Origin of the sequence: Acinetobacter terrae, assembly GCF_002135195.1 — a bacterium.
Taxonomy (GTDB): Bacteria; Pseudomonadota; Gammaproteobacteria; order Pseudomonadales; family Moraxellaceae; genus Acinetobacter; species Acinetobacter terrae.
Window position 1 is genome coordinate 322,227 of sequence record NZ_NEGF01000001.1, and the last position, 14,359, is coordinate 336,585.

Here is a 14,359-nt window from a genome sequence, read left to right on the forward strand (position 1 = left end):
TCTTTCAAATATAAAATGACATCAAGCACTTTCTAAAAAAATGCAGGACTATATTTTTGAATAAATTGAATGGTTTGTTGAAATGTATGCTGACTTGCCTTTTTACTCATCATGAATTGATATTCATGTACTAAAAACTCTTTGGAGTCTGGATAAAATACGTCGGTCACGGGTATTTTCTGGTTCATCAAGGCTTGTACAAAAGGAACCGATTGGGTTCTGGTTAAAAAGTCTTTATTTCCACCACTAATAAATACCGGTGGATAATTCGCTGTTAAATATTGAATTGGGGAAATACTTTTTAAAAATTCCGCATCGTCTTTTTTATTGCCTGTATAAGCTTGAACCAAGTTAAATACGCCCCATTCGATTAATTTCAGCTCATTGGGTGCAGTATTAATAAAAGCATTCATATCATAAATACCGCAATGTAAAATCAAGCCTTTAATCTGGTCGCGTTGAATCAACGGCGTAATACCTGACTGCTGCGCAAAATCCGGATTACTGATTAAAGCTGCATAATGACTGACTAAATTCGCACCTGCAGAATCACCCGCCAAATACATTTGATTGGCATTAATATGATAGTTCTGCGCATGTTCGGTTATAAATTTTAATGCCTGATTAATTTGTAGCAGCTGATTAGGATAAATCGCTTTTGGGGCAAATTGGTATTGCACTGAAACCACGTTATAACCCTGATCAGCCAAGAGTTTAAAGTAACCTCGCGCGTGTTCTTTAGAACCTGAAACCCATCCACCACCATGAACCCAGACTACGGTCGGACGTGGCTCAAGTTGCATCACATTTTTGGGCTGATACACATCCAAAGTTAATGACGCTTCCTGCATATACATTATATTTTTCTGCACCAGAATCTCTTGCGGTGCATATTTATCAATCATCTTTTTTTGCACATTGGTGGAAGCATTAAAAACACTCGCAATCACCTTGGTATTACTTTGTGTATTCTGACAACCGCTACTGTGTAGGGCAGCAATTAAACACAGACTTAAACCGAAAAATTTTGAATACACAGGCTTCCCTTATTGAACTTATTTCGCCTGCAATTTGTTGGAGACGGTCATATTTTTGGGCATTTTAATCCCTGTTTAAACATTTAGAAATACTTATGCAAATGTTGAGTTTTTAACTCAGATTTAAATGCAAAACAGAACACATTTATATCCATGATTTTTATATAATTTAATGAATTTTAAATCATTTTTCACAGACTAAATTGATCATTCAAAGACAATGTGCTATCTATTAATTAATAGCCACATAATAAACACCAAGGAACAAGTCTTATGTCTTATCAAAATATTTTAGTCCCAGTTGACGGTTCTGACATTTCATTATCTGCAGTTAAAAATGCGGCTCAGATCGCCCAAGCTTTTGGTGGTCAATTAACATTAATCAGTTTAGTCACTGAAGACCCTTTTTCTGAAGCAGACTTTTACTACCCATCTCCCATTATGAAAGAATATTTCGTCCAAGCGTATGCTAATGCTGAAAAAGCATTGAAACAGGCTCAAGCGATTGCCAGCGAAAATGGTATTACTGCCAACACTCAAATCGTGAAAGGTAATGTCTCGGAAGAAGGCATTATTGAAACTGCAGAAAAATTAAAAATTGATCTGATTGTTATGGGTTCACATGGTCGTAAAGGTTTCCAAAAGTTCTTGTTGGGCAGCTTTGCTCAAGATGTTTTAAAAGGCACAAAACTTCCTGTTTTAATTGTTAAAGAATAACTATTGATCAATAAACCCTGCAGTTGATGTGGGGTTTATTCGGGTCTTTTCATGATCCTCTCATTTGTCATAATGACTGACGATTACAATTAAAAAATCTTTCCAATTCAGCTATATTCATAAGGATAATTTCATGACGTATAAACATATTTTAGTTCCAGTAGATGAATCTCCTATTTCTTATGCAGCTGTTGAACAAGCATTATCCTTAGCCAAAGAACTCCATTGCCAAGTCACGATTACCAGTGTGATTGCTGTAGATCCATTTGTGGGTGTGGACTTTTATAAAGTTGCGCCTGCAATTACAGATTATTTTATACAAGCTGAAAAGAATGCGCAGTTGCGCTTGGCCGAGATCAAGCAATCATTCATTCGAGATAGCATTGATGTGGATACCAAAATTATTCGAGGTGTATCGCCTGCTGAAGGAATCATTCATGTGGCTGATGAAGTCGGTGCTGATTTAATTATTATGGGCTCGCATGGCCGCACAGGATTCAAAAAATTGATGTTAGGAAGTGTGGCGCAAGCCGTACTCACCCAATCGCCAATACCTGTATTGATTGTAAAAGTTTAACCATCAAAAAAGTCCCTAAATTTAGGGACTTTTTATTTGATCACAAATAAAAGCGTCTATCTTTTAAATCCATAGATCTAACTGGCTTTATCCAAGGCATGTGGAGCAACTTTTTTATCTCCATCATGATCAGCATCATTCTTTTGACATGCTGATAAACCCATTAACATGCTTAAGCTGATGGTTAACGTAAATATTGTTTTAATCATAGTCTTCCCTTATACATTTTCTATGTAGGTGTCTAACTATAAAATAATCAACTCACCCATAACGATCAGTAAGCCTTTTATTTAGCTTTGTATCTCTAAACCTGCCGATTTAAAAATTTTCAACCTATTTACGACAACACTTAAATAAGGGATATAGAATTTATTTGGAAATGTACTGATGCAAAGTCTGTAGATAAAGTTCTGCTTCAATTTTGTTGTCAAAAGTTTTTTGGTACGTTCCCATCGCCTGAATATTATTCGGCGTATATTCAATCACGACAACAAAATGTCCATCACTGGTACTTTTTGAAACTCGAATAGCAATAATATGTTGGGAGTTTAAATAAAAACCATCTTCAATTTTAACTAACAAAACCAACCTCCAGTCCACTTAATAAAACGACAGGCTTAATCCAATGAAAGTCTGCTAAATAAACAAAGCCCATTTTATATGAGCTTCAATATTAGGATTTTACGCCATTAATGTGATTTAATCGACACTTTTAAAATGATCAATCAATAGAAAATATGTCTTATCACTTTATCTTTTAATTTAGTTATTCTAAACACTAGATCATTTATTCTTCCGTTAAATTGCATTCTAAAAATAAAAAGCCTTTTCTCGGTTTTAATCAAGAAAAGGCTTTTTTAGTCATTTAATGAATACTCGGTTAGATACTAAGCATACTATTTAAAGTTTCTGAAACGTTTTTAGATTTCACTTGTGGTTTTAAAGCTTCCAGTGCAGTTTTGACTTCTGTACGTTGTGGCTCTGCCAAGGTGTACCAGCGAGAAAGCACTTGCAGTAAACGCGAACCGACAATCGGGTTTTTCTCATCCAGATATTTGGCCAGATCAATAAAGTGTTGAACACCAAAACTCCAGGTATTGACTGGATTGGCATTTAAACCACCACTCACTGAACGAATACGGTTTGGTGTACCCAAATCATAATCAGGGTGAGAAGTTAAGTATTTGATGGTTTCTGCATTTGCTTTCGGATGCGCCGCCTGAACCATAAACCATTGATCTAAAGACAAAGCTTCATCTTCAAAGCGGCTATAGAAGTCCGCCAAAGCTTCTTTGGCTTGTGGTGCATCATTCCAAACCAAGACTTTAAGCGCACCCAAACGTTCCGACATGTTGCCTGTGTGATACTGCTCATAAGCCAGATCAAAGGCAAAAGTATCCCCCTGACGTGCAATCATACTGAGCATGATGTTTCTAAGTGCACGAACACCCATCGCTTGAGAGAATTCATTTTGCATATCTGGATCTAATTCCAGGTAAGTCTCTTTGCAGAAGGCACCCAATTCACGTGCCAATGTGTCTAGCAAAGCATTACGCTGTTCTTGAATCACTTCAGGACGATATTCACTGTCGATACGGCTACCCAAATAGCCTTCTGTCGGTACATCAAACAAGCGTGATGCCAACAGTGGATCTTTTTCAATAACTTCAGGCAGAGTATTTTTCATGGCTTGGATATAAATATCAGCATCATGACCTTCCAATAAAATACGTTCCAGCAAAGTTTGGGTGGCCTGCCATTGGTTGAACCCGTTGGTTTCATGTTGCATCAAGAAAGCCAGTTCTTCATCTGAATAGTTAAAATCCAGATTGACCGGTGCAGAGAAGTTACGCAGCAATGACACCACAGGTTTTGCGGTTACGCCGGTAAATTCAATGGTTGCCTCATTTTGATCAAATAAATACACGCCATCTTTAACACCATTTTCAAATAGTGCTTCAGACTGCAAGGTATATTGCTCACCTGTTTCTGCATTAAACAGTGCCAAAGCCACTGGAATCGGTACAGCTTTTAGGTTTGGATATTTATGGTGATCTTTTAACGATTGTTTCAAACTTAAACGATAGGTTTGAGTCGCAGCATCGTACTCACCTTTGGCTTCCAGTTTTGGTGTGCCTGGTTGGTTGTACCAAATCAGGAATGCTAATAGATCAACACCAGAACCTGCAGTCAGTGCTGAAACCCAATCTTCAACTGTCACTGCCTGACCATCATGACGGCGGAAGTATTCGTCCGTGCCTTGACGGAATTTTTCTTTACCAAGCAAGGTTGCCATCATGCGGTTAATTTCCGCACCTTTTTCATACACCGTTGCAGTATAGAAGTTATTAATTTCGACAAAGTGGTCTGGACGTGGCGGATGCGACAACGGACCTGAATCTTCAGGGAATTGATGCGCTTTTAATACTGCAACATCATCAATACGTTGTACGGCAGCGGACTGTAAATCTTCAGAGAAAGACTGATCACGGAATACCGTCAAACCTTCTTTCAAGCACAGTTGGAACCAGTCACGGCAAGTAATCCGGTTACCGGTCCAGTTATGGAAGTATTCATGCGCAATCACCGATTGCACGCGCATGATTGCAGCATCAGTGGTGAATTCTTCATCTGCCAACACACATGAAGTATTAAAGATATTTAAGCCTTTATTTTCCATGGCACCCATATTAAATGCACTGGTTGCCACAATCATATAGTTGTCTAAATCGTAAGGACGACCATAATGCTCTTCATCCCATTGCATAGAATATTTCAGGGCTTCCATGGCAATGTAACATTTTGGAATATCTTTTTCTACTGCATAAATTTCTAAAGAAACATTACGACCTTCGGAAGTCACATAAGAATCTTTCAGAACCGCCAAATCTCCAATCACGCAGGCAAACAAATAACTTGGTTTCTTGGTTGGATCTTCCCAAATGGTATAGTGACGACCTTCTCCGGCTTCACCGGCTTCCATTAAGTTACCATTAGCCAAAAGTACAGGAAATTTTTTATCCGCTTCTACACGTGTGGTAAATACAGACAGGACATCCGGGCGATCGGGATAGAACGTGATTTTGCGGAAACCTTCAGGCTCGTTTTGAGTGACAAATAAATCGTCACCCGCCTGATATAAACCTTCAAGCTGGGTATTGCTTTCAGGATGAATCACCACTGCAGTCTCAAGAATGACTTGATCTGGTGCATTAGCAATCACCAGTTGTTCAGCATCCAGTGTGTAGTCTGCTTCGGTCAATTGCTTGCCGTTTAAAGTAATTGATTTTAATTCCAGGTCACGACCCAACAGCACCAAATCGCCTGATGTCTGGCGCTTCATTACCAATGTTGCGTTTACATCGGTACGATCTGTATGAACTTGAATATCCAAGTTGATTGAATCAACCAAAAAAGAGGGTTTTTCGTAGTCTTTCAAATAAACAGTTTGGTCTGCTTCAACCACTGGGTTTGCCGCGATATTCATATAATGTCCTAATCCTGTAGTTCTTAAGCCAAGACTTTGTTTTTTGTGAGTGCTTCGATCATACGACAACTTTCACAATCTGTCTGTGCGATTGATTTGAGTTATATATGGGCACATTGCTCACAATTTTCAATTCGTTGTCTGAACATCGGTACAATTAATATTTTAGTTGCTTACTTATCATACGTGCAGTTAAAAATGATGCGCCATAACGCCAATACCTTTCAGTAATGTAAATAGAAAATAACTGTCTTTTGATATCTCTTTATATTATTTGAGCAAGATTTAGCTGGCTTATAAACTGGCATAACTCAAAGTGACAGATATTTTCAAGATGAATACATTTTGAGCACGTTTCTTGCTTGTATATATTTGTGTAAAGCGCACTATAAAATCAGATCAAAATTAGAAGAGGTGTCCCATGTATTTAAGAGACCATATTGTCCGTGTGGAAAATATCAAGACCATGCAAACTCTCGACGCTGCCGGAATCGACCATAAAGTGATTGCCATGTTTATGAGCTGTGAAGGTATTCCAATGCAATCGCCCGATATTTGCGCAATTTTAAATAATTACGATTCATTAGGCAGCAAAAAAATTCCCTCGAAAAAGGTTCAGGCTTTAATCAATGCAAAGCAATTAGGTGAGGAGGATGAGTCATTACCTTGCCCTGCCTCTTATTAATTAAAGAATTTAAATCCCCCTCGATAGTCTCTGCTCTTGTGGAGATGGAAGATTTACTTTTCCATCTCCACATAAATGAATAATAAATGCTTAGGTTATTTTTCTAGCACAAAGTTCGCTTATATTTTCCTGCTTGCATTTATTGTTCATTCAGCGCTATTCAATCACGTTACAATAAAAGAGATGTGTATAATCGTTTGAATGATTAACCAGACTTGTGATTGACTTTTTCCATGCTCCTTCAGATTCTGCAAAAACAGTTAGATGAAAGTACATCATGCCCTTTGTGTCAGGCATCCATGTTCTGGATTGAAGCAGAACAGTACGATCAAGCACTTAATTTTCATGAATGTAGTCACTGTCAGCATCGTGTCTTTCAAGATGGACGCACCAACTGTCATTGTGACAAATGTTTAGTCAATCGAAAAAAAATGCTCACCGAAACGCGTCTTCAAGAGCAACGCAAAATCAAATCGAAAAATAAAGATAATGTCGAATATCGACTGGACCAGATCAGCTTTCTGAATAAATTGTTTCTACTGAGTATTCTGGACAATCAGGTTCAGGAACATACCACGCATCATGAATATATTGATTGGGAAAGTATTAAATACCATTCAATTACACCGAATTATTTATTTCAAAATTATTTGGTCAAGCAACTGGTTAAGGAACAAATCCTCATAGCCAAAGATTTTGCCGCCGAGGCACATCATTACTATGTCAATGTGCGTTTGGATGGTTATTCTGAACCGAGTCTTTTTAGCGTCACCCAGCAACTTCGCAACTGGTTTTATGAAAATTTAACCATGGGCGTGCCCTTTAAAAATGCCGATGAAGTTAAAAATGTACTTTATCTAGCGCTGTATCAGGAAATCATTCAGTTTGCCCAGTTCTATTGCCGTACTTGGGGCATACAAATTGCGGGAAACAACAGTTTTCAAACCTTTTGTTATCGCCTGATGGATTCATTGGCTGTGGGGCAAATTTATTATCTGGTGCAAACTGCGCTGGAATATTTGCATCAACAAAAAGCACTACAAGCACGTAATGAAAACTTTATTAACACCAACTTGTTAAAGAAAACCTTGCAGCAATATCGTGAACGTGCCGTGACAGAAAAATGGGAAACCTCCACCCTGCCGCGTCCTCACAATATTCCGTTTAGCAAAATGAGCGAAATCCTGTTTTTCCGCTTTCTGGGCTATGATGAAAGTATTTTTTTCCAGCCAATTTGGCGGATCTGGAAAAAGATTGAACCACGCTTAAGCTTCTATTCACAAAAACGCTGTATGTATTGTGGTTCCAATGAGCTGACTGTCGATTATGATGCTGAAAATTATGTGACCTTATGCTGTCGTACCTGTAAGCATCAAGACCACTATTTTACCCAATAGGATTTCACCCAATGAACGGTGATCAAGATGTCTAGTCTCTCCAATCCTATGTATAACTTAAGGAATAATCCTATGGATCAAACTTCAACATTGGTCGAGCATATTGTTGAAGCATGGACTCAGCTGCAAACGGAGCAGCCTTTGGTGCAATGCATTACCAATAGCGTTGCAGCCAATTATGCAGCCAATGTTTTGCTGGCTGCCGGTGCTTCTCCGGCCATGATTGATAATCCATTTGAAGCCGAAAGTTTTACCACTATTTCAGCTGCACTTAGCATTAACATGGGTACACCGACCAATGAACAGATGCAGGCGATGCAAATTTCTGCACACACGGCGCAGCGTACCAATACCCCTTGGGTGCTTGACCCTGTCGGCTATGGTCCCGTTTTAAAATGGCGCTCGGATATGGTGGATGAATTACTGCAATATAATCCAACGGTTATTCGCGGGAATGCTTCAGAAATTAGCACCCTTGCAGGCAATCAGGTGATCTCCAAAGGTGTTGATAGCACCTTAGATAGTGCCGATGTCTATAACCAAGCCAAAGTATTGTTAACACATGCTGAATGCATCGCGATTTCAGGTGAATCAGATTTTATTTTAAGCAAAGAACTTGATGCTGTGATTCAGGTCAATGGTGGCTCTTATTTACAACCCAAAGTCACTGCAACAGGCTGCGCGCTCGGTGCTTTAATTGCTGCTTACTGTGCGGTAACCACCCCGACTATTGCCACCATTGCTGCACATACACATTTTGCCATTGCAGGAAAACTGGCATTTGAAAAAGCACAAATGATGGGTCAGTTTAATGTGGCATTTATGGATTACATCCACAGTTTAAATCCAGATTTAATACAGCAATATGCTGATATCAAAATTCTTGAAATCTAAGACATAATTTTATCCGTATTAATGATTCCGTATGGATTTTAGTTTTTAAACAGCAGCGTAAAACCATTTTTCAGCAGGACATACTCAATGGAACTTAGACATTTACGTTACTTTGTGGCTTTGGCTGAAGAACTCAATTTTACCCGTGCTGCGCAAAAACTCTGTACCGTTCAACCTTCCCTCAGCCAGCAAATTAAAGATTTAGAGGAAGAAGTCGGTGTAAAACTCATTGACCGTAGTGCACGAAAAATAGCTTTGACTGCAGAAGGTCAAGGTTTTTTAAAATATGCCTTGGAAGCGATTAAATACGCAGAACTTGCAGTCGCTCATGCACGTCAAATCTCCAATCAAGGTCAGCAACAGCTGTTTATTGGCGTATTGCACGTTGCAGAAATGACTATCATCCCTCAAGTGATTCAACAGGTTCGTGCTCAATTTCCTCAAGTCGATCTTAAAATTAGAAGTTTATCCTGTAGCGAACAGGTACAAGCGTTGAAAAATTCCGAACTGGATTTAATTTTTAGTCGCGTGTGTATTGATGATCCGGTGTATACCAGTACGATGCTGTTTGAAGAAAAATTATTATTCGTCGCCCATCAAAACTATATTGCCAATCGTAAGATTCAAGACTTAAGACAAATTCAAAACGATGACTTCATTGTTTGTGATCAGCTCTTTTCGCCATTTTTTTACCAGCGAATTGAAGAGTTCACGCAAAAAGAAAATTTAAAACTACAGTATAAATATCAAGTCACCAATGCCTTACAGCATATCAATCTCATCAATATCGGACTTGGATGGAGCTTTATTCCTGAATATGCACGGCAATTGCTCAACCCGAATGTACAGTCAATTGAACTAAAACAAGACTTGCCAACTTTACCGCTGTATGCCAGTTATCGAACAGATGCTGAAAATCCAGTTTTGCAATTTACCGCAAAAATCATTCAGCAATCTGTTCAACAACAACTTTCAAAATAGCTTTTTAAAAGCTGAATTAAGCGATTTTATAATTCATTTTTTCTAGCACATGCGTTAATTTCTGCAAAGCGACTGCATCATCATACAATGCGTCCTGATGGCGCCATGCCACATAACCATCCGGACGAACCAACAACATGCCTGCTTCAGCAATTTCACAGGTCTTTTGCCAGATACCGTAAACATCTTTCACTTCCTGTCCGATGGTCACCACATTCAAATAAAGCAGGTCTAATTGAACAGCTGCCTGTTTCCACGCAGTTCCGGATAAACCAGTCACCAAGGTTAATTTTCCATTCCCAACAATATCTAGTGTGGAAACCTTCTGGCCATTTTTAGCATCAATTAACCAGCAATGTGGAATTTTCGCTCCAGGACGAGAAGTTGCCTGTAAATACAATTGTGGATCAGCTTGCCATTGTTCATCACATTCATCATCTAAAACCACAGCAAGCGACTGATAACGCTGATTCAGCTCCACACCTTGTGCATTGAACTCAAAGTTCTTAATGTCTAAGGCATGATTCAACTGAAGACGTAATTCAGCCGCGTCTGCTGTTGGTGCATTCAATCGACCTAACAATTGTTGTGTGGTTGCTATACCTTGGTCAAAACCAAAAACATCTTTGAGGTGCTTATAATCCATCCGAGATTGATTGGCACGTGCCACAATTTGCTGTCCAACTGGAACACGTTCATCACTATAAGAAGTTAATAACTCTGCCTTCGCCCAATCTTTAATGACAAAAGCCAGTTTCCATGCCAAGTTAAATGCATCTTGAATACAGGTATTTGAACCTAAACCACTCGATGGTGGATGACGATGTACGGCATCCCCGCCGCAGAAAACCCGACCAACTGAATAATGCTTGGCAAAAGCCTGATTCACATACCATGCCGATACATTTTGCACTTCAATATCAACATCGTCCGTACCAATGAAGGTATGAATACGTTGAATGATCTGTTCTTCGGTATATTGCGGCTCACCTTGAGCAATATCGAAGCCCCAACCTGCAATCCAGTCATTCCATGGAGAAATGGCACGCAGCAAGCCCATGCCAATTTCACCAAAGCCCGCGGCAGGATTGACTATCCAATGCAAAATGCTTGGGCGATGTTGCACATACTTGCGTAAGTCTGCTTTAAAACGGACATAGGTCGTACCGGCACGCGCCATATGACCTTCAATCGGAAGACCAATTTTTTCAACGATTTTAGATCGTGCACCATCCATACCCACCAAATACTTGGCACGTACAGAATACTTTCGATTTTCCAAGCGGTCTAAAAACCAGACTGTAACGCCATCATCATCTTGTTCATGATCTAGATATTCGGTGTTGTAAAATAGATTAGCACCACGCGCGACCGCATGTTTAACCAGCAGTGCTTCCATTTCCGGTTGCACCAAATCGAATAAAGGCGAAGGACTGCCCTTTACATAATCGCCATGCCGTAAATCTCCTGTTCCCCACGCTTGAATACGGGCAATTTCTTCGCCAATCAAACTGGTGGTGATCATGCTTTCCCCCATGTGTTGCCATGGAGTAGCTCTACTTTTAGCTTCTTCTTCTAAATCAAATTCACGCAATACTTCTACCGCACGCTGATTGGTAATGTGCGCACGTGGAGAATTTGCCAAGCCATTAAACTGGGTATAAAAACGTACAGAAATACCATAAGTGGCCAAGGCCAAAGCTGTCGTTGCACCTGCCGGACCTGTACCAATCACCACAACATCCGTATCGAAAGGCTGATTTGACATCATATTTCCTTATTCAATTCATTTAAATGTGCATATCCAAATGATTAGATTTGCTTTTAATGAACTATAAGGAAAATATCGAGATTATTTAAAAACTATCAAAACTAACTATAGCGATATTAGTCTGAGCTATAGAAACTCAAATTGAATCTTTAGCTTAAATATTAAGCAGCACTTTTGCCCACGCTTTTTTTTTTGCAGAAAATCAGAAACCAGAATGTAGAACACTCTTCCAGCAAGCTGATGAATAATATACTTTAATACACATGCCGATCGAACCACAGATTAAATATTGCTTCAAGAATCGTTTTTAAATCCAGTTTACAGACGCACAGCAAGCCCATACCATCAAAATAATCAGGCACATGCTGCATGAAAAAATTAATATGTGGGGTGGCTTTATTCCTTAAGCGCTGAATGTCGGCAGGCGTCGTTTGCGGCATCACAGCTGGATGGACAAAAATATCTTCCCTGCGCTTTTGCACATCATTTTTACGCTGCTGAATAAGATCCAAAACTTGTAAATATTCCTCAGGCATCTGCCTTCCTTTACGAGGAAAGAAACTCTGCGATCGGGATGCAAAATTCGTATAAATTTTAGGCTGTATGACTGTAGGTACAAACCATAATGGAATCGTCGGATGTCGAATTCGATAATTGATCGCAATGCGAATGGCAGTCTTTAGGGCTCTATTCCTTTTACGATAAGCAGCTAAAGTACCCGCCCTGGAACTCACCACAAAAAGTGGTTTTTCATTTAAAGAAAGCTTCAATATTGCAATAATATTTTGTCCAATCAGTTTATCTTGATGAAAATAATGAACCACCTGGACAGAAACAGCATCTACATTATGAACAAAATCATAAATTTCATTTGCAGTAGAATTTGGAAAAATTTGCTGATCAAATGCCAGCATTGTTTCAAAAAAATGATGTTTCTGTTCAGATGCAAGTTTTGTAAAATCTACAATCCTTTCCGTAATACGCATTAGATCCATTCAGCCCTTATTTTTATACTTTTATTATTCATCATTTTATTAACATTCAACATCCCTAGAAATAGCTATTTTAGGACTGATTAAGTTGCTTGCTCTCTCCATCTTAACTGAATCAGGTCAAAATTCATCTATTTTCTAATCCTTTAGAGATAAATAAAAATGATAAAACCCAACAGCACCTGTCTATTGGGTTTTTAAAGTACTTGAAAAGGAAACTAATTAGAGATATTCATTATCTTTTTCTAGTGTCCCCAATGACCTTCTAGCGATGCGTAATTAAAACGGATTTAATTCGATTATCATCTAATTCCGTCACCTCAAAGTGAACGCCGTGATACTCAAGATAGGTACCTAACATCACTTCTCCGTGAGTTTTTTCTAAAATTAGACCTGCAACACTGATATAACCCGCATCTTCTTCGACTAAATCCATCATGCCCAATTCTAATTCAAGCTGATACACATCCAGCATGCCAGATGCTTTCCAGCTATGATCATCAATTTTCACTAAATCGAGCTGTTCATCCGCATCAGGAAATTCTCCGGCAATGGCTTCAAACACGTCGAGCGGAGAAATTAAACCTTGTACATTCCCAAATTCATCACTCACCAGAACCAATGAACCTTTTGATGTGCGCAAGGTATTAATAGCATCAATCACTTTCATTTTCGCGAAAATATAGATCGGACGATGGCGTTTGATTAAAGCTTTGAGTTGTTCGTCATCATCAATTACATCGAGCAATTCTTTAGCACGAACAACACTGATCACCTTATCCAGACTTCCACGACACACGGGAAACAAACTATGCGGTACTGATAATACCTGTTCACGAATCTGTTCAGGACTATCTTCAATGTCTACCCAAGAAATCTGGCTACGCGGTGTCATGATCGAGGCAACAGATCTTTCTGCCAGGGTTAATACCCCGCCAATCATATAACGTTCTTCATCGGCAAACGCTTCTTTAGCTTCAAAGTGTTGAGCGCTATTCGCCACCGTCTCCATTTTGCCACCCATCAATTTCAAGATGGAATCCGCTGTACGATGACGCAGTGGAATTTTAGATTCATGTTTGGCTACATTGCGCTGACCAAATTGGTTAAATGCTTCAATTGCAATTGCAACACCAATACCTGAATAGATATAGCCTTTCGGAATATGGAAACCGAAACCTTCTGCAATCAAGCTAATCCCAATTAATAATAAGAAGCTTAGACACAAAATCACAACGGTCGGGTGTCGGTTTACAAAAGCAGTTAATGATTTAGAGGCCAATAACATTACAGCCATGGCGACAATCATTGCCACCATCATCACATAGATGTTGTCGACCATACCAATTGCGGTAATCACCGAATCTAAAGAGAATACCGCATCTAACACCACAATTTGTGCAACAACTGCAGCAAAACTTGCATAAACAATATTGGTAGTCACGTTAACTTCAGGTTTGCCTTCAATCTTTTCATGCAGTTCGGTCACAGCTTTATAGACCAAGAATAAACCACCAAACAAAAGAATAAGATCTCGACCTGAGAAGGTCCAATCAAAGACCATAATAAGCGGTTTGGTCAAAGTGACTAACCAAGAGATAGCAAACAATAAGCCCAAGCGCATAAATAAAGCGAGGGAAAGCCCCACTACACGCGCTTTATCACGTTGTTCTGGAGGGAGTTTTTCTGCCAAAATGGCAATAAAGACTAAGTTATCAATACCTAAGACAATTTCTAAAACAATAAGGGTAAGTAAACCAATCCAAATTCCCGGATCTAATAAAAACTCCATTAGTTTATATCCCCGATTTTATGAATTTG

At 39.1% G+C, this 14,359-nt stretch carries 12 protein-coding genes; 6 read left to right on the forward strand and 6 right to left on the reverse strand.

The features are described from left to right. Nucleotides 1–32: 32 nt before the first annotated feature. Nucleotides 33–1,037 (reverse strand): alpha/beta hydrolase, encoded by a 1,005-nt coding sequence (locus B9T23_RS01580; RefSeq protein ID WP_086192703.1) that lies wholly within the window; start codon nucleotides 1,035–1,037, stop codon nucleotides 33–35. Between the two features lie 273 nt (nucleotides 1,038–1,310). Between B9T23_RS01580 and B9T23_RS01585 the strand changes: the two genes are divergently transcribed. Both B9T23_RS01585 and B9T23_RS01590 read left to right on the forward strand, forming a co-directional pair. Further along, complete coding sequence (locus B9T23_RS01585) at nucleotides 1,311–1,754, forward strand: universal stress protein (protein WP_067726109.1); 444 nt, start codon at nucleotides 1,311–1,313, stop codon at nucleotides 1,752–1,754. 133 nt (nucleotides 1,755–1,887) lie between these two features. After that, entirely contained in the window at nucleotides 1,888–2,331 is a 444-nt protein-coding gene (locus tag B9T23_RS01590) for a universal stress protein (RefSeq protein WP_086192704.1), read from the forward strand. Nucleotides 2,332–2,700: 369 nt separating this feature from the next. Here B9T23_RS01590 and B9T23_RS01595 read toward each other — a convergent pair whose 3' ends face one another. Both B9T23_RS01595 and pepN read right to left on the reverse strand, forming a co-directional pair. Continuing rightward, nucleotides 2,701–2,913, reverse strand: a complete 213-nt coding sequence (locus B9T23_RS01595) for a hypothetical protein (protein ID WP_067726105.1) — start codon at nucleotides 2,911–2,913, stop codon at nucleotides 2,701–2,703. A 298-nt stretch (nucleotides 2,914–3,211) separates the two neighbouring features. Further along, nucleotides 3,212–5,818: an aminopeptidase N gene (gene pepN / locus B9T23_RS01600; RefSeq protein WP_086192705.1), complete on the reverse strand. Its 2,607-nt coding sequence runs from the start codon at nucleotides 5,816–5,818 to the stop codon at nucleotides 3,212–3,214. A 421-nt stretch (nucleotides 5,819–6,239) separates the two neighbouring features. Between pepN and B9T23_RS01605 the strand changes: the two genes are divergently transcribed. The 4 genes from B9T23_RS01605 (at nucleotide 6,240) to B9T23_RS01620 (ending at nucleotide 9,775) form a co-directional block, all read left to right on the forward strand. After that, nucleotides 6,240–6,503, forward strand: coding sequence for a hypothetical protein (locus B9T23_RS01605; RefSeq protein WP_086192706.1), 264 nt, complete (start codon nucleotides 6,240–6,242; stop codon nucleotides 6,501–6,503). A gap of 233 nt (nucleotides 6,504–6,736) precedes the next feature. Continuing rightward, entirely contained in the window at nucleotides 6,737–7,900 is a 1,164-nt protein-coding gene (locus B9T23_RS01610; RefSeq protein WP_086192707.1) for a hypothetical protein, read from the forward strand. A 72-nt stretch (nucleotides 7,901–7,972) separates the two neighbouring features. Then, a complete protein-coding gene (thiM, locus tag B9T23_RS01615; RefSeq protein ID WP_086192708.1) occupies nucleotides 7,973–8,794 on the forward strand; it encodes a hydroxyethylthiazole kinase in 822 nt (273 codons plus the stop codon). Between the two features lie 87 nt (nucleotides 8,795–8,881). After that, the gene (locus B9T23_RS01620; RefSeq protein WP_086192709.1) at nucleotides 8,882–9,775 is read left to right on the forward strand and encodes a LysR substrate-binding domain-containing protein; all 894 of its coding nucleotides are present in this window, start codon (nucleotides 8,882–8,884) and stop codon (nucleotides 9,773–9,775) included. A 16-nt stretch (nucleotides 9,776–9,791) separates the two neighbouring features. Here B9T23_RS01620 and B9T23_RS01625 read toward each other — a convergent pair whose 3' ends face one another. From B9T23_RS01625 to B9T23_RS01635, 3 genes are all read right to left on the reverse strand, one after another. Further along, complete coding sequence (locus B9T23_RS01625) at nucleotides 9,792–11,543, reverse strand: FAD-dependent monooxygenase (RefSeq protein ID WP_086192710.1); 1,752 nt, start codon at nucleotides 11,541–11,543, stop codon at nucleotides 9,792–9,794. Between the two features lie 257 nt (nucleotides 11,544–11,800). Continuing rightward, nucleotides 11,801–12,532: a hypothetical protein gene (locus tag B9T23_RS01630; RefSeq protein WP_086192711.1), complete on the reverse strand. Its 732-nt coding sequence runs from the start codon at nucleotides 12,530–12,532 to the stop codon at nucleotides 11,801–11,803. A 271-nt stretch (nucleotides 12,533–12,803) separates the two neighbouring features. Then, a complete protein-coding gene (locus B9T23_RS01635) occupies nucleotides 12,804–14,330 on the reverse strand; it encodes a TerC family protein (RefSeq protein WP_067726089.1) in 1,527 nt (508 codons plus the stop codon). Between the last annotated feature and the right edge of the window lie 29 nt (nucleotides 14,331–14,359).